A 24,283-nucleotide genomic window follows, 5' to 3' on the forward strand; every position below is an offset into this window, starting at 1 on the left:
TCTCTGTGTTCTTCAGAGAATGGCGACTTTGAAACGCGGTTTAGGCGGTTCAAAGCGAGGTCGAAGACCGTTCTTTGGCTTCGGCCGTCCTGCCCCCAGCGTTCCGGCTCATTTTCGCTGCCCGGTAAGGCGGGGGAGTACCCACACAACTGGTTAATATCTTAACAGTTTTAGTTTAAAATGCCTAGTTCGCGACGGATTTCACGAGCCGTTTCCGCGTTGCTCGTGAAGATAATCCGGTCATTCAGCTTCAGCGTGGTACTCCCGGTTGGCCGAACAAAGTGACCATCCCGGAAAATCTGACTGATGGTGATGTCTTTAACAAATGGCAAACTGTGAATTTCCAGGCCGGTGTAGCGCCGGTTGTGGAGGGCCACTTCGTAGACGGCGGCGGTCGTTGAGGTCAACAGGCGTAAGGTCGTTGGCGTTTCAATCAGGCTCCGGAGCATGGAGATGTTCACGTTCGGCGTGTTGTAGACCTCGATGCCCAGGTCGGTCAGCTCGTCTTCGCGGGCGTCTAACACGTTGCGGTCCTCGAAGCGGGCGATGACCCGTTTGACCCCGTAGGCTTTAGCAGCCTTGGCCAGCTCATAATTCTTGTTGGCGTTGAAATGGCCCAGAACCACGATGTCGGCATCGAAGGCGTCCTGCCCCTCCACGTAGTCACTTTCCAGGGAGTCCAGCAGGTGGACGTTGACCTCGGAGTTATAAGTTTTGTAATTGTCAGGTTTGTCGGTATACATACTGATGTCGTACCAGCTATCGGCCAGCTGTTGCGCTACGGGTACGGTCAGCAGGTTGGTCCCGATAAAGTGGACGGTCGACTTCTTCAGGTCCTCAGCCTCGGCGGAATAGCCGGTGTTAAAGAGCAGGGGACCCAGCACACAGGTCAAAATGGCGGCCAGTAGGAAGGCACCGGACTGTTGCGAAGTGACGACCTTCATGGACTTGGCAACCTGCAAGACGGCCAGGACCATGGTGATGGTTGCCGCAGAAATAGCGGTCCCCGCAAAGGCGTTGCCACGTTTGAACCGTAGCCGCAAGATGAAGTAAACGGCGGCCTTGGATAGCAGGTAGGCGGCAAAGAAGGCCGGAATCAGCAGCAAGGTTGCCGGGTCTGCCAGCAGCGTGCGCAGGTTGAGGTCGGCCCCACTCATCATGAAGAAGATGGGGATGAAAAACCCATACCCGATGCCGTCGAGTCGGACCATGGTGTTTTCCTGTGGCTGCAGGAGTTTCATCACGATGCCGGCCACAAAAGCGCCCAGGATGCCCTCGGCCCCCACGGATTCGGCAATGACCACCAGACTAAAAATCAGGAAGAAGGCCAGTCGAATGTCCAGTTGGGTCGTGGACTTGTTGATGCTGTCAAAGAAGGTGAAGAACGGCTTGAACCGGCGGAAGAGTACCCCGGCGGCCAGGAAGACCAGCAGGAGCAGCCACAGGGATTTGCTATTGTCGCCAAAGACCGACGCGTAAATCGTTAGCGAAAACAGTGGGATGATTTCACCCAACGCCGCGATCAACAGGACGGTCTGCCCGAATGGTTTGCTCAGCAGTTCCTTTTCCTTCAGCGTGGCAATGACGATCCCCAAAGAAATCGTCATGAAGATAATGGCCGCCAGCCACGGGTCCTTGAACAGCCCGGTCCACTGGCAAATGAAGCCCAGCAACAGTGAGCTGGCCATGATGGCCGCGTAGCTTGAGACGGCGAGAAAGACCGGCGAGTACTTGGGCGCACTCCCGGCCGCTTTGGCCGCTAACGGGGTCTGTGGCACCTTGCGCCGGCTGAACAGGCTGAAGTCGATTTCCATCCCACTGAGGAACAGAAGGAAAATGACCCCGGTGCTCGACAGTAGGGACAACGTCGAATTGCTGTGAACGATGTTGAGGACGCTAGGGCCCAACAGGATTCCCACCAAAATTTCCACCACAGCGGTCGGTAGCACGGTCAGTTTGAATTTGGCCATGACCAGCGGCGTCACCAGGGCGGCGGTTAAAATAATTAACAAGGATACTTGATCCATCGTTTCATCCCCTCAAAAAAAGTTCCCCTACATTATACCAAAGTTCGCGTGAAGGAACTGGTTTGACGCCGGTCAGTTTACTTTCTTTATAGGTCGAACACGTGTAAAATGGAAAGTCGAATTATGCTTGATACGGGCATCGGCATTGCCTCCGGGCTGGTGAAAATCGGCCGTGACGCTGTGGGCGAACGCCCGTCACTGACATAGGCGGTACGGACGCTCCCGACGGCGGATTCAAGCGGCCCTGCTATGGGGCCCGGTTCCAGCCTGAGGGGCGGGCTTTCACCTCGACTTTGAGCCCAAAATCGGTCTCAAAGGTCGGCCCACGTTCTAAGCTGTGAAAATCACGCAGCTAAGAACGTCGACACAGCTGGGCGGCTTGATCCGCCTCTGGTCGCTCAGACTGGCCATGCCAGTGACAATCAATGTGGTTGGTCGATGAACACCATCTCGGTGGTGTTCATCGGTTTAGCCCGTAGTTAGGCATAGTTGATTAATGTTGTTGGTTTCATTGTTGACGTCGGTAGGTCGCCTTACTAATCATTCGGCCTAACTGTTAAGACAATGACTTATCTAGTAGGTTAGACTAAAATAGAGTTATGGAATAAAGTTGGTGCATGAAATAAATTAACGTAGCCACCACAATTACCATGTGAGTGGCGCCGGAGTCAGTTAGGTATGGAGCCCCTGTGTCGGTGTTGTTAGACCGGTGAGTTGCCGGCCTTACAACACGGGTCGTGTGGGGAGACTTGTGGGTTTTGCATGGCTCACCGCCGCCTGTGAAGACCACCCTATGGCTTCACAGGGTTGCCCCACAGGGGTGGCATACCTAAATGACGCAGGCGGAACGGACTGAAACACAGTAATTTTAAGCGGTAGTTGTTTACCCAGTTATTTGAGGAGGGATTGGCTTGCCAGATTCAATCAAGGCCCACGAGCAAGAACATTTAGACGCGGTGGTCACAAAGATCAAGACCGCCGAAAAGGAAGCTAAGGAACGGATCGACGTAGCCGAGAGTGATGAGGCCGGGATCCGCAAGAACTTTGTCAATGATTTACGAATCAAGACGGATAGTTACGAAGGGATTTTGGAAACGGCGCTCTCCGTGCGGCAACAGCAACAGATGCTGGCCGAACGGCAGAACAGTTGGCAACATGCGACGACAGAACTGAGCACGCTCAAACGCTTGGAACAGAAGGCTTACTTCGCCCGAATCGACTTCCAGGAAGGTCCCAAGGCCAAGGTGGAAACCATTTACATCGGCCTGGGTTCCTTCTCCGACACGCCCGACCACTTCCTGATTTATGACTGGCGGGCGCCCATCTCCAGCATCTACTACGATGGCGAGCTGGGCAACGTCAGCTACCAAACGCCGGATGGCGAGCAGACGGTGGATGTTAAATTAAAACGCCAATTTCAAATTGAAGACGGCACCATCATCACCCTGTACGACACGGATCAGACGGTCACCGACCAGATGCTCCTGTCGGCCCTGAGTGAGCATTCCGACACCAAGATGAAGAGCATCGTGACCACCATTCAAAAGGAACAAAACCAAATCATCCGGGACACCGGCTCCGACCTGTTATTCGTGCAGGGGGCGGCGGGTTCCGGGAAGACGGCCGCTATTTTACAGCGGGTCGCGTTCCTCTTGTACCGGTACCGCGGGCATTTAACCGCTGGCCAGGTTATGCTCTTCTCGCCTAACCAATTATTTAACGATTACATCGACCAGGTGCTCCCAGAATTAGGCGAGCACAACATGGTCCAAATGACGTATTACCAGTACGCTGGCCGTCGTTTGCCAAAAATTGAAGTGGAAACGTTGGCCCAACGCTTTGACGAGACCAACACCCCCGCGCAAAAGAAAATCAATCAGATGAAGGGGAGCCTGGCGTTCTTTGATGCCGTGACCGGTTACGCCGATCATTTGGAAGCCAAGGATATGGTCTTCCGCAACATCAAGTTCCAGGGCGACGTCTTCATTCCCAAGGAAAAGATTCAGGAAATCTACTACAGCTTCAACCGCAACTACCATCTGGGCAACCGGCTCCAGGCCACCAAGGAAGCCCTGATTCGGATCCTCAACCGCCGCATCACTAGCGAAATGAAGACCAAGTGGGTTGAAGACACGATTCAAGATTTGAGTAAGGAACAGTTGGATACGCTGTACGGGGATGACCCCCGGGAGTTCGATTCTTCCGAAAAGGAAATGCAGTTCTTGGCACGCAAGGTTGTCATGAAGGCCTTTGAACCCATTCGGAAGGCCATCGTGCGGGCACGCTTCCTGAGCATCAACAACCAGTACGTCCACATGCTCCGCGACATGCCGAACCGCATCGACCTGAGCGACTACCAGGTCACCGTGGCCGACTGGAACGCCAGCGTCGAGGAATCCGTGGCAAAATTGCGTGACCACCGAATGCAGCTGGTCGACACCACGCCGTACCTGTACCTGTACGACAAGATGACCGGGAAGTCCGGCGAACGCGACATGCGCTACGTCTTCATGGATGAAATTCAGGACTACAACGCCTTTCAATTGGCGTTCCTGAAGTTCAGCTTCCCGCGGGCGCGTTTTACCATGCTGGGGGACCTCAACCAGGCCATCTTCACCAAGGAAAATAGCCGGACGCTACTGCAGGAGCTGAGCACCATGTTTGACCCCGACAAGACGCGCGTCGTCCAGTTGACACAGTCTTACCGGTCAACGCAACAGGTCACCGACTTCACCAAGCACATTTTAAAAAATGGGGAAGCCGTGACCGCTTTTGCCCGTGAAGGGGAGCTGCCAACCATGACGGTGGCGGCTGACGAGGAAGCCGGTCTGCAAAAGGTTATCGCCCAAATCAAGCAAAACGAGGAAGAGGACGAGACCACGGCCATCATCGGCAAGGACTTGGCGGACTGTCGCGACCTGACGGAGCGCTTGAAGGCGGCCGGCGTGGCGGTGACGTTGATCCAATCCGAAAACCAACGGCTCGCCCCGGGGACCATCGTGGTGCCATCCTTCTTGGCTAAGGGGCTGGAGTTTGACGGCGTCATCGTGTGGCAGGCCTCGGCCAGCCGCTACGACGCGGATGATGAACGGCAATTGCTGTACACCATCTGCTCACGAGCTATGCACCGCCTGAGCCTGATTGCGGTCGGCGAGTTATCACCACTGTTGAGCGACGTGCCAGCGGATGAGTATGAAATGGTTTAAAGACAGAGCATGAAATTTAGTTAGGGAAGGCCTCGTCGACAATTGACGAGGCCTTTTTTAAAGGACGGTAAAGTTAACGACGAGGTTAATCAACTAATGTGGTAAAGTACGGTTAAAGAGGTGTATATTTATGACATTTGAACAATTGCTGTATACGTTGGAGTTGGCCAAACATCGGACATTAGGTGAAGCAGCGGACGTCTTACATATTAGTAAATCAGGCTTAAGCCAAACCATCTCTCAGTTAGAGGCTGAACTTAACACAACCATATTTGAACGAACACATGATGGCACGAGTCTGACAGTTGCGGGTGGGGAGTGTCAAATTTTTTGTGTAAATGGAAGTCCTCTCCCATTAGCTAGCTTCTAATACATGGATTCTAACGTATCTTGAATTTGCTTGAAACCTCGATGCGTTCGCTCAAAATTTTGGCCGTTGTAGTCACGAATAACTGTGACCAGAACGCGTTCTAGTGCTGGTTCATTTGGAAATTGTTCTTTCTTCTTTGTCTGCCGTTTTAGCTTCTTGTTGAATGATTCAATGAGATTTGTGCTGTAGATGCTACTGCGTATCGCAGCTGGAAAAGTGAAACAGGTCAAGAGATGAGGATTATTTTCTAGCTTGCCCGTTACTTTTGGATACGCCTTTTGCCACTTGTCTATGAAGTCAGCTAAGGCCTGTTTTGCGTCGTCCATGGTAGCTGCTTGATGGATCAGTTTGAAGTCGTTAAGGACCTCTTGTCGGTCCTTAGTTCGAACGTGAGCTTCAATGTTCCGACTGACGTGGATCAGGCACTGCTGGAGCTTAGCCTTAGGGAAGTGGTCACCAATTGTGTTGGTAAGGCCGACTAAGCCATCGGCCACGAATAAGAGGACTTCTTTTACACCACGCTGCTGAATGTCCACGAGAAGCTCTTCCCAAACGGTACTGGATTCAGTTGGAGCGACTTGGTATGCTAGGACCTCTTTCATACCATTTGGTCGAATGCCAATGGCGATATGCACGGCTTCTTTAGCCACTGAGTCCCGGCGCAGAGGTAAGTATGTTGCGTCCACATAAATGACTGCGTAACGACTCGCTAGAGGGCGCGTCTTGAAGGCGTTGACCTGTTGGTCAACGACCTTCGTGAGGTTTGAAACCGTTTGTGGTGTGTAATGAGCACCATACATTTTCTCAATCAAATCCGCGATCTCACTAGTGGTAATCCCTTTTTCGTAGAGCTGGACAACCGTGGCTTCTAAACCATCCGTTTGGCGTTGATAGCTTGGAATAGTTTGCGTATTAAAGGCGCCATTTCGGTCGCGTGGAACCTCCAAGTTTAGTTCCCCATACTTAGTTTTAAAGGTTCGCAGATAATGCCCATTGCGTGAATTGCCGCTGTTAAAGCCTTGGCGGTCGTAGGGTTCATAACCGAGGAACGATGAAAGTTCCTCGTGCATTAAATCATTGATGGCCGTTTCCAAATGTTGCCGAAAAACTTCGTCCAAATCTTGCTTTTGTGCTAGTGCTGCCATAATTTCTTTGTTAAACTGAGTCATGGGGAAAGCCTCCTATGTCCTATGAAGTGAGTGTGGTTGCTAACTATCATAAGGGAGAGGCTTTCCCTTTTCAATTGCTTATTTTTCTATTTACACATAATTATTTAAACACTCTGCGGGTGAAAAGATGCTTCCAACCATTCAAAAAATCCTATCTGGGAAAAATGATATGATGAACGAAGCGATGGTTTCGGGTCAAACGGCATATGAACAAGTTAAAATTGCCTATTCCAATACCATGATCAAGGCGATTCCTGAGGCCTTTTTCAAGATTGCACAGACCAACGTCAAGAGTAATTTGAGGTTGGATATTGTGCAAAAGGCCACGCACCAAATCATTGAAGAGGTTAAGAATGAAAAATTAGATGCCGGATTTATCACCATAAATAATCCGAATTTAAAACAAATTTCTCAATTGAAATTTGATATCGTGCACACCAGTAAGGTTAAACTAACCGTCAATAAAAATAATCCACTTTGCAATCAAAAATCGATTAGCTTAGAACAATTGGCCAAGCAGAAGTTTGGGTTGTATACGGATGAGTATAACGATCAATTGTTTAAACAGTTACAGTATTTGTGTGGTCCGCTAAACGTGGTCTTGCGAACGGATAGTGGGTGGACAATGCTGAAAGCAATTTCGGACATGAATATTGTCTGTCTGGGCAGGGAATGGCAAGGAAACAACTCACCGGATATGCCAGATAATTCTGATGTACTCATTCGACAGCTGGATTTAGGGAATATCATTAATGATGAATTTGTCGTGGGCTGGATTACGAGACCAGACTATCGAAAGTCACCCCTGTTGGGTTCGCTAATTACCCAAGTCAATCAAAATTTACGTGCTTAAAAACGGATGCTCGCAGTACTAGCATCCGTTTTTGCTATCTTATTTGTGAACAACAACTGATCCTAAATCAACTGTTTTTAGGCTCTCTAGTGACTTGGTGCCGGGTAACTTCATATCTTTGGGAAGATTAGTTAATAGGTCGATGAGGCCTTGGGTCAGGCAGGCTGCCTTTGCCTGTTGTGGAGAGAAACTATGAATAATATCAGCACCACGTCCCTGGTTGATTTTTTGCCCAATCTGAGGATCGATTAGAGTTGCCCGGCCAATCGCGACTAAGTCGACGTGATTGAGGAGGTCAAGCATGTCTGCCTCACTGCGAACACTTCCGGCAACGATTTCCAAGGCGTTGTTCTTAATGACAGGGCGGAAGAGGTCGGCCATCATTTTATCGGTATCACTGGCGGTCTCTCTGTAGTCGAGCTCAGAGAGATGGATGTAATCAAAGTCAAATGACTCCGTCAACGCCTGAACTAGCTGGGTTGATTCATGCCAGGTATAACCAACGTTGTCGCCATGGATTTCTTCTGGGCTGATTCGATAGCCTACGATGAAATTTTTGGGAGCTAATTCGTTAACGACTTTGAACACTTCGCGGGAGACTTCTTTGGCAAAATTCATGCGTTTGCCTAAGCTACCACCCCAGAAATCGGTACGTTGATTTGAATACTTAGAGAAGAATTCCTGTAGCAAGTAATGGTTAGCACCGTGAATTTCAACCCCGTCGAAACCGCATTCAATTGCCCGTTTGGTTGCTTGACCAAAGTCCTTAACGATTTGCCAAACTTCATCCTCGGTTAATTCGTGGAGAGGGTAATCAATCCACGGAAAGTCCATGTCGGTTGGGACTTCAACGTTGCCGCCGAGCACACCACGGAACTGAGCCTCACGTCCTGAATGTACTAATTGAAGGATGGCTTTATTACCATCTTTCTTCAGAGCCTTAGCAACTTTAGTTAAGCCGGGCTTGAAGTCATCATCATAGAGGGCAAGTTGTTCACGGTCTTTGGCCCATGATCTGGAGGGACCACCGTTGGGGCTTACGCTGGTATATTCAACGATGACCATGCCGGCAGATTGTGAACGGGCGGCGTAGTAGTTGAGGGTATCTTGGGTGACTGCCTCGTTTAACCCACTATTTGTGAGCATCGGAGCTTGAACGAGACGATTAGTGAGCGTAGCACCGTGCTTGAACGTAACAAAATCGGTTAATTTTTTCATTATGTTATACCTCCTGTTTGATTGTGTAAATATTAACATGAATTTTGACCGCTTAAAATTAGGCGTTTTTAAACGTCATGTTTAGAATAGGTGAACATGGTCATTGGTGGTGGCGCTGATTTGAATCCGATTTGAATCCGCTATCAATCTAGTGAAATCATGCCCGGTAACTAGCGTATCTGCGGTATAATAGGATTTAATTGTTTGACCTGTTGTGCACAGAAAGCAAGCAGTGCCAAGGCTTAGAAGCTGAGGCACTGGTGCGAGCGGTAAATCAACGTTGCCGGCCATTGGAGCCGGAGGTAGCTAGGTACGGAAGCCTGTGTCGGTGGTGTTAGACCGGTGTTTTTCCGGCCTTACAGCACGGGACGCGTGGCGAGACTTGTGGGTTTGACAAGGCTCACCACCGCCTCTGGAGACCGCTCTTTGGCTCCAGAGGTTGCCCCATAGGCTGGGAGTACATGGCTACCGCAGGCGGAAATACCAGCACAACAGTTTATTTTAACCAAAGTAGAGGTGTCTCCATGAGTGATCCCATCAATTACAATGCGTTTACCCGCGCCCAGTGGCGGGCCTTTTCCGATGACGCAACGCTTCCACTGACGCAGGAAAGTTTGCGTCAGATCAAGGCGTTTAACGACCGGATTTCCCTGCAAGACGTTCAGGACGTGTACATTCCGTTGGTGCATTTATTACACTTGGAATTTAACCACTACCGCCAATTACAAAAAGACAAGGCGGCCTTTCTCCAGCAAAAGCCACGGCGGGTCCCATTTATCATCGGCATCGCCGGCAGTGTGGCCGTGGGCAAGAGTACGGCGGCGCGCTTGCTAGAAGTGTTGCTCAATCACTATTTTGAGGGGCAACGCATTCAGCTGATTACGACCGACGGCTTTTTATACAGCAATGAGGAATTGAAAAAACGCAACCTGATGGCGCGCAAGGGCTTTCCGGAAAGCTATGATATGGCGTCGCTGATTCAGTTTTTAAACGACGTTAAGGCGGGGCAGGAGCTAATTAAGGCCCCCGTTTACTCGCACAAGGTGTATGACATTGTGCCAGATCAATTTGAATACATCGTGCACCCGGACGTTTTAATCGTTGAAGGGATTAATACCCTGCAATTGCCGACCAATGAACAGATTTATGTCAGCGACTTCACCGATTTTTCGTTGTACGTCGATGCTGATCCGACGCTGATTGAGAGCTGGTTCTTGGAACGGTTCGAGTTGTTATTGCAAACGGCTTTTCAGGACCCGACCAACTATTACTATCCTTATACGACGGTCAGTCACGAGGAAGCCATCGCGAAGGGCAAGCAGGTTTGGCGCGACATTGATTTGAAAAATTTAACGGAATACATTTTACCCACGCGTAATCGGGCGGACATGATTCTGCATAAATCCTTCCACCACCGCATCGACCGCTTGCTGTTGCGGAAATACTAGGGAGGCGGCGCGATGTTACGAGACGCCACGATTGTGGACGCGGACGCCGTGGCCATGCTGGTGCTCCACGAGGTGGAACGCCGCCAGCTCAGGCGCCTGCGCCGCGTGACCAAGGAACAGTTATCGCAAATGTTATTTGTCGGCTACCACCAGCCTGATTTTCGCTACGGGTATCCGCAGGCGAGAGTTTATCAAAATCAGGGCGTGGCGGTCGGCGTGGCTTACGGGTATCCCGCTGTAACTGAGCGGACGCTGGATAATCAGTGGGCGACGTTGTTTGAACGGCAGCAGCTGACGGTGCCCCAACAGCTCGTGGTGACGCCGCGGGCCTTGCCGGACGAGTGGTATCTGGATCTGTTGACGGTCCGCAACCGTTCCAAGGGCAAGACCTACCAGCAGAAATGGTTTGACGAGTGGCTGCTGGGCGATGCTATCCATCGCGCGCGGCAGAGTCGATTGCCGGCGATGGGGATGGATGTGCGGCCGGGGAGTTCACTGGCGGGATTGGCGGCCGACTTCGGCTTCGTCGCCACGCAACGCCGCCAGCTAGACCGCCAAACTTACTATCATTTGCGGCTGACACTGGTTTGAACCGCAGATAGCGAGTTGGTTGTTCTGCTGGTGTCTGTCTTGAGGTGTTAATTGTTTTCAACCTGGTGAAAACTGGGCCTGGTCGCGTCCGTTCCCGACGGTGCGCTCAAGGTGCCCTGCTGTGGGGCCGGTTCCAGCCTGTGAAGCGGGCTTCCACCTCAACTTTGAGCCGAAGTGCGGTCTCAAAGGTTGTCCCATGCTCTAAATAGAGAAAAGCACTCTATTAAGACCATCGACACAGCCGGGTACCTTGGCGCGCCTCTGGTCACTCCCGCGACCGGCCCAATTTTCCCAGCCCTGCGGCTGACACCGGCTTGAACTGCAGATAGTCAGTTGGCGGTTCTACTGGTGTGCTGTTTGGTTGATAATTATTAAAAATATGTAATGGACATGAAATAGTGTTGAATTTGGTTGGTTTCAACCTGTTATAAATGGATGCGTCAATGTTAGTGACCAGAGGCAGGCCAAGAACCTCAGCTGTGTCGGTGGTCTTGGCAAGGGGATTTTCCTTGCCTAGAGCACGGGACGACCTTGGAAACTCGCGAACTTTAGCGAGGTTTCAAGGCGAGGCGGAAGACCGGTCTTTGGCTGGAGCCGTTCCCCACAGCAGGGCTTCTTGAGCCTGCCGCCGGGAACGTAGTTGCGCACCATTTTAACGTGGGGCTGTCAGCCGCAGGTGGAGACCAAGCAAATTTTCCATCACCGGGTGAAGCGATTGTGGTGGATTTACATTGACCCGCGTTTCAGAAATCGGTATGATATAACCAATGTTTAAAAAGAAGAAAGGGTGAATGGCTTGGCAAACGTTGATATGTCCAAATTCGATAAAATTATCGTCTTGGACTTCGGAAGTCAATACAATCAATTGATTACGCGCCGGATTCGTGACATGGGCGTTTACTCTGAACTAAAGGCCCACACCATGAGTGCGGCTGAGATCAAGGCTTGGGGCCCTAAGGGGATTATTTTCTCCGGGGGACCTAACAGTGTGTACGACAGCAGTGCCTTTAACGTTGACCCAGAGATCTTCAAGTTAGGGATTCCTATCTTGGGTATCTGTTACGGGATGCAACTGATGGCCCACAGCCTGGCTGGCGGGAAAGTTGAATCCGCTGATAACCGGGAATACGGGCGGGCTGACGTCACGGTATTAAGTGATGATGCCAAACTGTTTAAGGACACGCCAAAGACGCAGACGGTCTGGATGAGTCATGGTGACTTAGTGACCCAGGTGCCTGATGGCTTTGAACGCGTGGCAACTAGCGAAAACTGCCCGATTTCTGCCATGCAAGACGTTGACCGTAACTTCTACGGGATTCAATTCCATGCGGAAGTTCGGAACACGGAATACGGTAATGACATCCTGAAGCACTTCGCCTTTGATGTCTGTGGCGCAGAATCTAATTGGTCGATGGATGACTTCATTGACCTGCAGATCGAACACATCCGCGAGACAGTCGGCGACAAGCGGGTCTTGTTGGGCCTGTCCGGTGGGGTCGATTCCTCCGTGGTCGGTGTGCTCTTGCACAAGGCTATCGGAACGCAACTGACTAGTATCTTCGTGGATCACGGTCTGTTGCGGAAGGGTGAAGCTGAACAAGTGATGGCGAGCCTGGAAGGGAAGTTTGGTCTGAACATCGTTAAAGTCGATGCGCAAGACCGTTTCCTGAGCAAGCTGGCTGGTATCACTGAACCCGAAAAGAAACGTAAGATTATTGGGAATGAATTCATCCAAGTCTTTAACGACGAAGCGCAAAAGCTCGACGGTATCGACTTCTTGGCCCAAGGCACGTTGTACACCGATGTGATTGAAAGTGGGACGGACACGGCGCAAACCATCAAGTCTCACCATAACGTGGGTGGGTTGCCGGAAGACATGCACTTCCAGCTGATTGAACCCCTGCGTTCCTTGTTCAAGGATGAAGCCCGTGAGTTGGGTGAAAAATTAGGGATGCCAAGCGACCTCGTTTGGCGTCAACCGTTCCCTGGCCCCGGTTTAGGGATTCGGGTTCTTGGTGAAATCACGCCAGAAAAGTTACAAATCGTTCGCGATAGTGACTTGATTCTGCGTGAGGAAATCAAGAAGGCCGGCCTCGACCGTGATATTTGGCAATACTTTACCGTCTTACCAAACATCAAGAGTGTCGGCGTCATGGGCGATGGCCGGACCTACGACTATGCCGTGGGTATCCGGGCCGTCACGTCCATCGATGGCATGACCGCGGACTTCGCACGCATTCCATGGGATGTCTTACAGGAGATTTCCGTCCGCATCGTAAACGAAGTGGATCACGTCAACCGTATCCTGTACGACGTTACGAGCAAGCCGCCTTCGACAATCGAGTGGGAGTAGGCTTTACTTCCATTCAGCCGGACTGTAACGGCGTAAATATACGATGATTTAATAAAAGCAGCTAACCTCTTGTTGGGGTTGGCTGCTTTTTTAGTAATGATAATCTATAGAAGGGGAAAGTCTATTGAGTAGCAAGGAACGTATAAAACTGTGGAAGTGTAGGCAGTCTTAGTAGTATTCCAGCCGACGCAAGTACCTGGCATGAAGGGATTCCCAAGGAAATTCGCGGTAATTTCGAGACCAAAGAGTACGGGGCCAACTTAATAACGGGATGTGCTTTCCGGTCTAGGTTTCGGGTCTTTGGCGCCTCGGGAATACCCACCCAATCCATTATAAGAAGCTTCGTCGTCATCGTTATCTGCTGCGCTATGATGCGCACGCCGATGGTTTATTTAAGGGCGGTAAGAAACTGAAAATGCCAGTGAAGCCGGTGGACAAGAACTTACAGGTGTTGGGGTATAAAATTTGCCGCTTATTCAAGGTGATTAAATCACTGAACCGCCGTATAAGAAAACAGATGTGCGGTGGTGTGAGAGGTCGGCAGCCGAAGTAATCGGCTACCTCCTACTCAATCGATGAATTTATAATTGAAGTATAATTTTTCAGCAGGAGCAACTCCGAAAAAACAAGTCTTTGTGCTTCGCTCACTATATTAACGGGGAGTTAATGAAATTTTCCAAGGAAAAACAAATTTTGATGCATTTAGTGATAGCTATATCACTAAGTCTGCCCAAGAGCTAAATAAATTGACTATAGAAGGTCCTAGGTCGACTTATTGATTATGGCGAGTTGAACAGCAATTATAATAAAATTTATAAGGTGAAATGTTTGTATCAAAAACTATTCTGACATATTATATAAATATAAGCTTCTATACCATTATTCTTAGGTATTGAGGGCTTAGCAATCTTAAAGGTATACAAGTGAACATAATGACAGGTATTCTCTAAGTTGATATTAAGGGAGGACTTATGTATGAAATTACTAAAAACAAATTCAGTAAAATTATCACACCCGTTTACCAACTTTTGCCAAAATATATTCGTTTCCGTCAAAATTACAAACAGCTAAAAACAGCTAAAAGTCAGTGATATCACCATTATCGCCTGTATGCTTACGCGAATAGATTTACGGGATCCATCAGAAACACACTAAAGGCTTCAACGCCACCAAGCAGTTGTATTATTACGGTTTTAAACTACATGCAGTCATGGATAATAATGGGTATTTTGTGAACTGGGAGCTAACAGCGACCAACGTTGATGATCGAAAGCCAGTCGAAGAATTATTTCAAGAGAACCCAGCATGCCAGATTCTAGCGGACGACGGCTATCTTAGCCGTCCCCTTCAGCAACAGCTGAAAACGCAAAGAATCAACTTCTGGTTCCTACTACGAAAGAACATGCGTGACTCAGGCCACGTTAACTCTTCGTTTTTGAAGAATCAACGGCGCCACATTGAGGCTGGTTTTAATAATCTCAATACGGTAAGCCACTTTGAGCATCCAGGAACCGGTACGCTAATCGTCTTAGGTAGCCGATTAGCGGCACTGTTCTTGTGGAATACACTCAAAGTTCATAGTAATCTGGTTCGTGGCCGAAGTGGATTGCGAATAGACGTAGGACTACGTGTTAAAAGTATATAAATAATAGGTTATTTTCATAAAATACAAAAAAATTTATAGCATTTATTATTTGCACTAGGACTAATTCTGGGGTATTATGCCTGTATAGTCCTTTTGCATAATTAATGCTAATGTTAAAAATTCTGCAATCTGCTGGACCAGGTACAGTGTTTTAATTATTGGCTTTGAGGCAGTAAAGCTAAATACTTTAAAACATGTTGGATTTTTCAATAATTAGAATGGAAGGGGAAAGACTTCAGCTGAACCAATAGAAAGGCTTCATAGAAAATATATAATACTTTTCTAATGCGATATGAAGTAACTTTTCAGTAGTATTGATTAATAGAGGGACTGAAGTTGTTCGATGTATCGGAGAGCATAAATTGAGGAGGATTGTCGTTTTATGAAAATGTTAATGAAGACGGGATCATTGCTATTGATGGGGTTAGCTCTTACAGGTGGTAGTTTACTCCCTACTGCTAATGCTAAGACGAAAAAAGCCAAGGTTTTATCAACAACTAAGATTGCTAAAGCAGCTTATCATGGCAAACACGGTAATGTTTATAGCAGCGCAAAGTTGACCAAAGTTCGCTATCGGATGGCAAAATATAAACATACAACCTGGTATGGAACAAAGCATGCTCTCGTAAAAAAGAATGGAAAAAAAGTGTCATTAACTTATATCAAGGCGGGGTCAAAGAAGGGATGGATTTATAGCAAATATTTAAATGTTGGAAAAGTTTCAGTGAAGAAAAACAAGGCTAAGGCGCCACTCAGAAAAGTTAAAACTGGATCGAGGGCGAAACGATTTGCTAATGATTTGAGTACAATTAAAAGAATTGCCATCTCAGGAAGCAGTATGTTACAAGACCAGATCAATGGCGTTTCAACCGACCCGGGCAACGGGTATTCTTCGTTAGCTGAAAATATTCGGGGATTTGCTAATGAGTATTACCTTGACGATTATGACGTTGCTAAGAATGATAAGAGCGCATTGCTAAGTATTTACGATTTATTAAAAAAGCGTCTTCCAGGTACATCTACTCAAAAAGCTAATCTAGAGTCGATGGCCAAAAAGGTAAGCGATAGCGAGGATGAAGGTACTGAAAATGATAGTACTCGTGTTAAAACCTTTACTTCGCTATTCACAGATTTAATTACAAAGATGTAGACAGTTCTGTGAGCGTTAGAATTACTACTATTACATAAATGGTAACAGTAGTAAGGACCATCTAGAAATTTATGAGCAGCTAAGCATTCAACTATACTTAGCTGCTTTTGTAGGATTAACGCACGTATTTTAATTGCTTTTGGTGGGTACATGCCCTTAATTTTCTGGAGCTTTTATGATTGAACCCGACAAATTATCGACCAATTGCGAGTTGAGGAGGGTATATATGAAAAACAAAATTGTGACACTAGCGACCTTAACGGTGGTTTTGGGGATTGTGTCCGGGTGTAGTGCAATTGCAAAACCATATGACAGCAAAATATCGTCGATAAATGCCGCTGAAAAAAAGATTGCAAATCAGAAGACTATGGATCAAAAAACCTCGGCTCTAAAACAGCTTGAGGAAGAATTTCAAAAGTATCAGCAGGGTAAAAATCCATATAAACAAGTTGTAGCGGTTTATCGAAATGATATTGATCAGCTCAAGGGTTCAATTAAAAAGGATGATCAAAAAACAATCAAAAACGCAACACCTGATAATCCAATGAAGGAAACACAGAGCACATTGGAAGCCAAGAATGCTAAATTAAAGGAACTCAAGGGGTCATTGATTCAACAGCGGGGGGTTGTATACACAAATCAGGGTTTTAAACAAATTAACGATAGAATTGATCAGCAAATCAATACAAACCATTCCCCCAATTGTCAAATCAAGTGCAACACAGGACAGTAAGGCGTAAGCATAACAGGATGCATGTTCTTGAAGACCTGTGTTTTGAAGACCTGGGCGGCGCTAGCATAGCCCAGGGATTTACGTAATCGATGGTTAAGTGCGTTTTGAATGGCTTGGATCGTTGGTAGATCAAAGTTCTTGAGAGAGATGCCCTTCGGAATGTACTCACGGATGAGACCGTTGAGATTCTCATTAGACCCTCGTTCAGAGGGCGTATAAGGATGAGCGAAGTAAACTTTGGTTCCTTGGACCTGATCTAGCTCGGCAAACTCACTGCCATTGTCAAATGTGATTGACTGGAAGTTCTTAGGACCATAGGCCGTAATGACCCCTTGAAGTGCCTGGCGGCAAGTGTCAGCGTGGTAGTCAGGAATCTTAACGATGATTTCAAAACGACTGACACGCTCGGTCAATGTCATCAGTGCGGGTTCGCTAGTAACCCGCTTGCCCTTAACTAGATCTCCTTCCCAGTCGCCCACCAAGATACGTTGGTCGACGATAGCTGGGCGCTCATCGATTGAGCTGCCCAATATCTTCTTATTCTTTCGGGAGCGAGCTCGACGAGTGCTCTTTACTCGACGACGTAGTTTGACTGGTAAATCAGCGTTACACAGATTCAGATAGCCTAAATCAATGTATCGATAAACAGTAGGTGTCGATGGGCAAGGCTTGTCAGGGTAAAGCTGATGGAATCGGTGGACGAAGCTATCGACACTATCGACTCTAATCTTCGTTTTAAGCGCTTCGACTAATAGCTTGAAGAAGAGCCAGCAACGCTTTAGCAAGCCCTTAGAATGACATTTAAGGCGGTCTTTTTCATAGACAGCCTGTCCTGCTTCAGCAAAATATTGATAGTATGGCAGATAGTCGGAGTTAAGCTGGCGAACCGTGCCACGCTTGATTTCGCGTGAGATAGTACTGGGATTTCGATGAAGATTACGAGCAATTTGGCGAACAGATTGGTGGTCCTTCAAGAACGCTTCAATTTGGCCACGCTCTTCGGCAGAGAGTTGTTGGTAAGTAATGGTAGTGGTATGATTTGACTGGGTCATGGAGATACCTCTTTCTTTTTGGTTTGGTCGCTTAAAAGTATAGGTCTCCATGGCCTATTTGTTTACCCTCAATGTCTTAAGGGGTGTTGCACTTCAATTTTAAATCGGGCATACAAACCATTCGCAAATTAAATCATATATTCTTTCGACAGATTCCACGCAAAAGTACGTGGATGCGTATAAAAAATTTACGTTGCAAGGAAAATCGAAAGGGTTACAACGAGGTAGCGGGGGGCCTCGTGAAAAAGGGTTCTACGCTGCAATTGGTTTAAGTAAGAGTGATTATAATGCATTGTCCAACGGAATATATGATTACTATGGTAATGCGGTAGATGAAGGATGGATTACGCAAAGACAATCTGAGACTGCGTATATAAAGGCTCAGAAGAAGCTGTTAGCAGGTGACTATGCCAAGCACTCAACTGATTTACATGAAATGAACTTCTATCAAATTGAGACGGGCGATTATTCAGCTTTGATAGATTCTTGGAAAGAGGTTGCTGAAGGCGTTAATCCAGAGGATGGGACCGGCTTTCACTGGGGACCAATAAAAGCAGGGTATAGATTTACGATTTCGAAAAACCAACTGAGTGACAGCCAAATTATTTTTAACAGAAATAACTTGGGGGTATCAAAAATCTCGGAAATAGATTCGACTGGAAAACTGAGGGGAGATTCATTGGAAGTGAGATTTAGCAACAAGGTTTCATTTGCTATAGGTGACGCATTAATTGCGGACGCTTCAACAGGTCCACGTAATTATACGATTACATTTCTGCCAAAGGGATCGAGAGTTAATGATTGGCCAAGTGGTATTAATACTGCTAAAGAGCATATTGAGATTCACACTAGTAACATGAGCTTTTCAGAAGTTTTTGAGCGGAAGTAGTCTGGGTATTTATCGATATGGAGGATGACTATGTTATTAAAGCAATATATGTATGAACAACGGGTTACTTTGCCGGACTTTGTTAAAATGGGTGAAGAGCAAGCTAGTCAATTTGACTTTTTAACGCTAGGCGATGAACCTGATAGATGCGATTTGATTAAAGAAGTTTATCAGCGGATTTTTCCATGGTACGATGAGGAAGAGGATGCTGGAGACACGCTAAATACGTATCGCATTGCGATTAAAACATTTTATGGTAAGTATTATCGATACTTAGCACGAGAAAAACAACTTGAAATTCTTGATATCAAAAAAAATACACACCGCATAACGATGATCAAATATTTGAGTTTGAAATGACCGATTCAAATGGGAATATGTATTATCAAATCTGTAATAATTATCAGTTGGGTAACTTTGGTATCTTACCAATTCATGGCGGTATTAATCCAAAACGAGCTGCAGATCCTTACTTTGATTTCTTTGATGCTTTTTTGCTTTCAGTGTACGCATTCTATAATGAAGATGTGAGTTTTGAAGGTGAGCTGGCGAATGCCATTAAAAGTCGGAAGGATTATTTTCAACAGTTTGATAGTGCTGAAGATTTTGTGAATAGAAACATGCTGACTGAATACTTTTATAATCAAGAAGACAATGAAATTGGCACATATGATGATTTGACTTATTTTTCCAAAATGAAGAGTTTTGAAGAGTACGTCCAGGCAGTGACCACAATCATAACTAGAAGGGGAAAGTATATTTGGAATATACTGGCAGGACCAGAGCAAGCGGAAGATCTAAAAGTACCTTCAAATGAAAATGCGGAGAGTCCAAAGGTAGATATTCCGGCTGCGACGGCGTACTTTCGTGACAAGTATACTTTAGAGCATAAACTTGCTGAAAAAATAGCTAAAGTTGCGTATTTTCAGGATTCTTAATTTATTTGAGAGTTTTATTGTACAGGGGACGTAAAGTTTCTAACTACGAAAAAGGTAGCTAGAAGCTTTTTTGTTGCCGTTCAACAATCAGTTGCAATTAAACTTTTTAGTGCGGTGAAAGTCAAATAGTGCTATGGTTAATTTGGTTAATGAATACATAAAAAGGAGAATAGTGGGAAGATGCGCAAACTAGCAGCAACACTGATGGTGGTGACGGCACTTGGTTTTGGGAGTAGTGTGGTGACAACGACCACGGCAAATGCCAGCACCTGGCACAAAGGGACACCCAAAGTTTTACGTGGCGTCTGGAAGTATAGTCCTTCAGGTAAGTGGAAAGACGATGTCAGTCCTATGTTTAAGCTGACAAAGACCACGATGAAGACGTATGGTCGCGGCAGTATTCAGGGGAAGGCCTCTTACAAGGCATTGGGTCACCATAAGTATCAGGTGAAAACGAAGGCTGAAGGAAAATTGCCACCACTGAATTTCAAGTTTCAATACGTCAGTAAGCATAAAATGCGGATGGTTGGGTACAGCCAGCTCTACAAGAAGTAAGTCATGAGGAGGATTAAGCGAATGAATAAACGGATAAAGCTAGTTATTGCCGGATTGGTGGCGCTCAGTTTTGGAATTGTCTCTGTGACCACAGTGTCTTCGCCAGCTTTGGCAAAGACTAAGGCGGCCAAAGTGATTAGCCATCAAAAATTAGTGAAGACAAAGTTCCATCCCAATGGTGGCAGCTTATATACCTCAACTAAGCTGACGAAGAAGTCGCCTAAGGCGTTCAAGGCAGTGAAAACAACGTTCTACGCGACGAAGTCAGTCAAGCTGAAGAAGGCTAATGGTAAGCGGGCAACCTATTACTACGTTAAAAACAAGAAGGGCAATATTAACGGTTGGATTTGGAAGGGGTATTTGAATAAGACTTCAGATCTAGCTCAGCGTTCATCAGATATTCGAAGATTCAAGGGAGCCTATTCATTGTTGGAGAAGCGGGGCGATATGCGTTCCCTGTCTGACAAGGCACTTCGAGAAATGACGTTAGCTCATGCCTATAATATTAGTGACCACGTTAATAAGGCTGGAATTGCATCCTTGTTAACAGGGTTCTATGCCTGGAATCCCAAAGAAGCAAAAGCATCCTTAGCCGCGTACAACATATTTAAGGGACGTTTTAATGCCAAAACGAATGCGAAATTGTTGAAGCAGAAAAAGGCAGTTCTAAAAGCAATTTCGGAATATAAATCGGACAATTTTGGTTCTGATGACGATTTGTGGAATGCAACGAATGATTTTGGCCTGACATTGGCTAAGGCGGTTCATACGCTGGATTAGTGAGTTAACGATGCGTCATTGTTTTGGCAATGGGAAACAGACCTTAGTCAGTCTTGATCATTACGAAGATGGCACACCACTGAACTTTTACTACTACAAGAAGTAAGTCATGAGGAGGATTAAGCGAATGAATAAACGGGTAAAGTTAGTTATTGCCGGATTGATGGCGCTCAGTTTTGGCATCGTCTCCGTGACCACAGTCTCTTCGCCAGCTTTGGCCAGGACCAAGGCGGCCAAAGTGGTTAGCCACCAAAAATTAGCGAAGACGAAGTATCATCCCAATGGTGGCAGCTTATATACCTCAACTAAGCTGACGAAGAAGTCGCCTAAGACGTTCAAGACAGTAAAAACGACGTTCTACGCGACGAAGTCAGTCAAGCTGAAGAAGGCTAATGGTAAGCGGGCAACCTATTACTACGTTAAAAACAAGAAGGGTAATATTAACGGTTGGATTTGGAAAGGGTATCTAAACAAGACCCAAGACCTGGCACAACGGGCCTCTGACATTCGGCGTTTTAAAGCGACTTACAAATATGTCGATAACCCCAAGGATGACGGCTATCAATTGTACCGTGACTCGTTGAGCGGCATGACTTTAGCCCATGCTTATAATGACAGCATCTATGTTGAGGATGCGGGTATTCCCTCAATTCTTGAGGCAACCTATAGTACGTCGAACGCCAAAACGCTGCGGGGATGTCAGGCAACTTATAAAATTTTCAAAGGACGGTTCAGCGCTAAGATTAACGCAAAACTAGCGAAGCAATGGAAAAAGGTCTTAAAGGATTCTGCTGCGGTAAAACGCCAACCCGATGTGGGCGACGTTACCGATCAGATGTACGACTCGACTTTGAAATTTACGAAGACGTTAGGTCATGCTATCCATGGCTTGGATAAGTAAGCATCGACAGTTACCAGATTTAGTAAAGGAGCGATAAGGATTATGAAACCTAAACTGATTTTCTCAACAATGGCAGTAGCAGCTGGTCTAGCCTTAGGTGGGGTTGCGACTCCGAACACGACGGCCGAGGCGAAGATTCACTACACAACGATGCCCAAATCATTCAGAGGGACCTGGGTGTGCGTTGATGATGAAGATTCCGCCAACATTCACACGCTTAAGATCTCGAAGTATGTGTACGACTACAAGTCTAATTATCATGGCAAGAAGGAGACGCTGGCTAAATGGTCCGGCAAGAAAAAATCACATTACTATAACCACAGTGACCTTAGCGTCAAGAAGGGCAAGCATGCGGGAACTTGGCGAATCAGTTGGTATCGCATGAACAGCCTGTTTGCTGAAACGATTAAGAAAGTGAACCATAAGGGGAAGACGGCGTTAGTTTTCCTCGACCGTTTTGGCGATGGCACGCCGGAGAGAACTTATTTCTACAAAAAGTAGACTAGCATTACCTTGTCGTCGTCAATTCAAAAATTGGCGGCGGTTTTTTAGATAGCTTAGTCACCTCCTTAACCCAAATGTAGTCCATAAATGCGTCAACTCTCATACCCAAAACGTATACGCAATCACTCAGTTTTGGAATCTTTCGCAGGGATGACCACAGACGGACTAAAAGGGTGTATAACTAAGTTAGAATGCTATTTATAAAACGGGGGAATGACTAATGGGGCAATCAGTTGTCATGTACTTTTCAAATACTGGGACTACTCAGGCTATCGCTGAACAGATTGCGGTTACGACGGGCTCTAAGCTCATTGGGGTTCACGCCAAGGAAGACTATACACCGGCCGATTTAGACTGGGAGGACCCAGCCAGCCGGAGTTATCACGAGATGCATGCCGGGAAGGTGCGGCCAGCCATTGAGGCGATTGACCCGGCACCGATTGCGGCCGCCGACGTCATCTACCTGGGCTTCCCACTCTGGTGGGCGACCGTGCCACGGGAAATCAACACGCTCCTCGACAGTTTGGATTTGACCGGCAAGGCGGTTCATCCCTTCTGCACATCTGGGTCGACGCCAATCGCCGAGGCAGTTGAACGGTTACGGGCAAATTATCCGCACATTGATTGGCATACCGGTCGGCGTTTCGCCACCAGTCTGACCGCAGATGAGATTCGTGACTGGGCGGCAGAGGACTAATTACGGCGAATACGTCAATGACTGTCGTCTCTTTAACTAAAAAGTAAAACCCCACAAATTGTGCGCCACAACACTGGTAATCGCGAGGTTCACCGTGCTATTCTGGGCTTGTACCGAATACATAGTGGAGGAGCGATTCAGATGACGTTCAAACAAGTTGGGGTCTCTTTGTTAACACTAGTCGTTTTAGCACCGGTGATGACCGTACCCGCCAGCGCTAAGACTAAGGTGATTCCAAAGGCCATGCGGGGCACCTGGGTAATGAAGCCGCAGTACAATGCGAAACCGCATATTAAGAAAAACATGTGGCTACCTAGCATGAAGTTAGTGGTTTACAAAAAGACTGCCAAGTGGCAGATGAGGGGTTACTTGCCTTCAGATACGGGTTATGATCATAAAATCCATAAGATCAACGCCTTTCAGTACAGTAAGGATGTTGTCACGCTGCACGGGGATGCGCTGTTTACGAAGTGGAATTTCTTAAGTCGTCGGGGTAAGAAACTCGATTTCGGCCAGCAGCGTGGTGGCGACATTTTCATGACACGAGCTAAATAAGGACACCAACACAATCCCCAATCGGATTGTGTTTTTTTGCCGAGAAATGGTCGTATAATAAAGACAGAGAGAAAAATCCAACCACAGGAGGATTTTACATGTCAAAACAAGTGATTATCTACTTTTCAAATACCGGACACACCGCTGCCGTGGCCCAGAAAATTGCGGCCGTGACTGGCGCGCAACTCGTTCAACTTCAGGCCGAGCAGCCCTACACGCCGGCCGACCTCGATTACAAGGATCCGACCAGCCGGACCTCGCTGGAGACCCATGACGAGACGTCGCGGCCAGCCATCGTGGTGCCGGAAAAGACGCTGATTGCCAACGCCGACAGGATTTACCTGGGCTCACCCCTCTGGTGGGGCCAGGTGCCACACGTCATCAACACCTTGCTGGAAACCGGTTTCTTCCGTTGCAAGGACGTCCGGCAGTTCTGCACCTCTGGCGAGACACCCATCACCAAGTCGACGGCCAAGCTGACCACGGACTATCCGGCCATCAATTGGGGGCCCAGCCAGCGTTTCACCAGTGCCATCACCGGCACGGCGGTCGAGGACTGGATCAAACGGGGGAATCGGTAATCTCGTCGCGTGATTCGTGGCGCCCCGCAAACAATTGTCGTATAATGGGTTTATTCTAAGAATTTAAG

The 24,283-nt window shown here is 47.3% G+C and carries 22 protein-coding genes and 1 pseudogene; 19 read left to right on the forward strand and 4 right to left on the reverse strand.

Annotated features, from left to right (window positions below):
- Positions 1-170: 170 nt before the first annotated feature.
- Positions 171-2,027 carry a cation:proton antiporter family protein gene (locus tag ACEPST_RS09660; RefSeq protein ID WP_204121915.1) on the reverse strand — a complete coding sequence of 619 codons (1,857 nt, stop codon included), beginning with the start codon at positions 2,025-2,027 and terminating at the stop codon, positions 171-173.
- A 911-nt stretch (positions 2,028-2,938) separates the two neighbouring features.
- Between ACEPST_RS09660 and helD the strand changes: the two genes are divergently transcribed.
- Positions 2,939-5,233 (forward strand): RNA polymerase recycling motor HelD, encoded by a 2,295-nt coding sequence (helD, locus tag ACEPST_RS09665; RefSeq protein WP_204121916.1) that lies wholly within the window; start codon positions 2,939-2,941, stop codon positions 5,231-5,233.
- Positions 5,234-5,363: 130 nt separating this feature from the next.
- Positions 5,364-5,603 (forward strand): LysR family transcriptional regulator, encoded by a 240-nt coding sequence (locus ACEPST_RS09670; protein WP_395390690.1) that lies wholly within the window; start codon positions 5,364-5,366, stop codon positions 5,601-5,603.
- Here the strand turns inward: ACEPST_RS09670 and ACEPST_RS09675 are convergent.
- Positions 5,600-6,772, reverse strand: coding sequence for an IS256 family transposase (locus ACEPST_RS09675; protein ID WP_057879063.1), 1,173 nt, complete (start codon positions 6,770-6,772; stop codon positions 5,600-5,602). The two genes, ACEPST_RS09670 and ACEPST_RS09675, sit on opposite strands and share 4 nt — an antisense overlap.
- A gap of 127 nt (positions 6,773-6,899) precedes the next feature.
- Between ACEPST_RS09675 and ACEPST_RS09680 the strand changes: the two genes are divergently transcribed.
- Complete coding sequence (locus ACEPST_RS09680; protein ID WP_395409181.1) at positions 6,900-7,625, forward strand: LysR family transcriptional regulator substrate-binding protein; 726 nt, start codon at positions 6,900-6,902, stop codon at positions 7,623-7,625.
- 39 nt (positions 7,626-7,664) lie between these two features.
- Here the strand turns inward: ACEPST_RS09680 and ACEPST_RS09685 are convergent, their stop codons facing one another.
- On the reverse strand, positions 7,665-8,843 hold the full coding sequence (locus tag ACEPST_RS09685) for an NADH-dependent oxidoreductase (protein WP_204121918.1): 1,179 nt from the start codon (positions 8,841-8,843) through the stop codon (positions 7,665-7,667).
- Positions 8,844-9,367: 524 nt separating this feature from the next.
- Here ACEPST_RS09685 and coaA point away from each other — a divergent pair.
- The 6 genes and pseudogenes from coaA to ACEPST_RS09715 all read left to right on the forward strand — a co-directional run bounded on the left by coaA (position 9,368) and on the right by ACEPST_RS09715 (position 16,763).
- Complete coding sequence (gene coaA, locus ACEPST_RS09690; RefSeq protein ID WP_125765875.1) at positions 9,368-10,291, forward strand: type I pantothenate kinase; 924 nt, start codon at positions 9,368-9,370, stop codon at positions 10,289-10,291.
- Positions 10,292-10,303: 12 nt separating this feature from the next.
- On the forward strand, positions 10,304-10,882 hold the full coding sequence (locus ACEPST_RS09695) for a hypothetical protein (RefSeq protein WP_204121919.1): 579 nt from the start codon (positions 10,304-10,306) through the stop codon (positions 10,880-10,882).
- Positions 10,883-11,693: 811 nt separating this feature from the next.
- Positions 11,694-13,235: a glutamine-hydrolyzing GMP synthase gene (gene guaA / locus ACEPST_RS09700; RefSeq protein WP_204121932.1), complete on the forward strand. Its 1,542-nt coding sequence runs from the start codon at positions 11,694-11,696 to the stop codon at positions 13,233-13,235.
- Between the two features lie 971 nt (positions 13,236-14,206).
- Positions 14,207-14,880: pseudogene (locus ACEPST_RS09705) on the forward strand (transposase).
- A 382-nt stretch (positions 14,881-15,262) separates the two neighbouring features.
- Positions 15,263-16,030 (forward strand): hypothetical protein, encoded by a 768-nt coding sequence (locus tag ACEPST_RS09710; protein WP_204121097.1) that lies wholly within the window; start codon positions 15,263-15,265, stop codon positions 16,028-16,030.
- Between the two features lie 226 nt (positions 16,031-16,256).
- Positions 16,257-16,763: a hypothetical protein gene (locus ACEPST_RS09715; protein WP_395425069.1), complete on the forward strand. Its 507-nt coding sequence runs from the start codon at positions 16,257-16,259 to the stop codon at positions 16,761-16,763.
- Here ACEPST_RS09715 and ACEPST_RS09720 read toward each other — a convergent pair.
- A complete protein-coding gene (locus ACEPST_RS09720) occupies positions 16,736-17,815 on the reverse strand; it encodes an IS30 family transposase (RefSeq protein ID WP_395390477.1) in 1,080 nt (359 codons plus the stop codon). The genes ACEPST_RS09715 and ACEPST_RS09720 overlap by 28 nt on opposite strands.
- A gap of 169 nt (positions 17,816-17,984) precedes the next feature.
- On the opposite strand from ACEPST_RS09720, the gene ACEPST_RS09725 reads away from it, so the two are divergent.
- The 10 genes from ACEPST_RS09725 to ACEPST_RS09770 all read left to right on the forward strand — a co-directional run bounded on the left by ACEPST_RS09725 (position 17,985) and on the right by ACEPST_RS09770 (position 24,215).
- Positions 17,985-18,704: a hypothetical protein gene (locus tag ACEPST_RS09725; RefSeq protein ID WP_395425070.1), complete on the forward strand. Its 720-nt coding sequence runs from the start codon at positions 17,985-17,987 to the stop codon at positions 18,702-18,704.
- Positions 18,705-18,734: 30 nt separating this feature from the next.
- Entirely contained in the window at positions 18,735-19,064 is a 330-nt protein-coding gene (locus ACEPST_RS09730; protein WP_204121095.1) for a hypothetical protein, read from the forward strand.
- Positions 19,061-19,642: a hypothetical protein gene (locus ACEPST_RS09735; protein ID WP_204121094.1), complete on the forward strand. Its 582-nt coding sequence runs from the start codon at positions 19,061-19,063 to the stop codon at positions 19,640-19,642. The genes ACEPST_RS09730 and ACEPST_RS09735 overlap by 4 nt, the downstream gene beginning before the upstream one ends.
- Positions 19,643-19,822: 180 nt before the next feature.
- Entirely contained in the window at positions 19,823-20,197 is a 375-nt protein-coding gene (locus tag ACEPST_RS09740; protein ID WP_204121093.1) for a hypothetical protein, read from the forward strand.
- A 21-nt stretch (positions 20,198-20,218) separates the two neighbouring features.
- On the forward strand, positions 20,219-20,977 hold the full coding sequence (locus ACEPST_RS09745) for a hypothetical protein (RefSeq protein WP_204121092.1): 759 nt from the start codon (positions 20,219-20,221) through the stop codon (positions 20,975-20,977).
- A 127-nt stretch (positions 20,978-21,104) separates the two neighbouring features.
- Positions 21,105-21,878, forward strand: a complete 774-nt coding sequence (locus ACEPST_RS09750) for a hypothetical protein (RefSeq protein WP_204121091.1) — start codon at positions 21,105-21,107, stop codon at positions 21,876-21,878.
- Positions 21,879-21,920: 42 nt separating this feature from the next.
- Entirely contained in the window at positions 21,921-22,379 is a 459-nt protein-coding gene (locus tag ACEPST_RS09755; RefSeq protein ID WP_204121090.1) for a hypothetical protein, read from the forward strand.
- A 223-nt stretch (positions 22,380-22,602) separates the two neighbouring features.
- Positions 22,603-23,079, forward strand: a complete 477-nt coding sequence (locus tag ACEPST_RS09760; RefSeq protein ID WP_204121089.1) for a flavodoxin — start codon at positions 22,603-22,605, stop codon at positions 23,077-23,079.
- A 141-nt stretch (positions 23,080-23,220) separates the two neighbouring features.
- Positions 23,221-23,634, forward strand: a complete 414-nt coding sequence (locus ACEPST_RS09765; RefSeq protein WP_204121088.1) for a hypothetical protein — start codon at positions 23,221-23,223, stop codon at positions 23,632-23,634.
- A 98-nt stretch (positions 23,635-23,732) separates the two neighbouring features.
- Complete coding sequence (locus ACEPST_RS09770; protein ID WP_204121087.1) at positions 23,733-24,215, forward strand: flavodoxin; 483 nt, start codon at positions 23,733-23,735, stop codon at positions 24,213-24,215.
- Positions 24,216-24,283: the final 68 nt, after the last annotated feature.

Source organism: Levilactobacillus sp. FUA 3915 (genome assembly GCF_044053135.1).
Classification (GTDB): Bacteria; Bacillota; Bacilli; order Lactobacillales; family Lactobacillaceae; genus Levilactobacillus; species Levilactobacillus lanxiensis.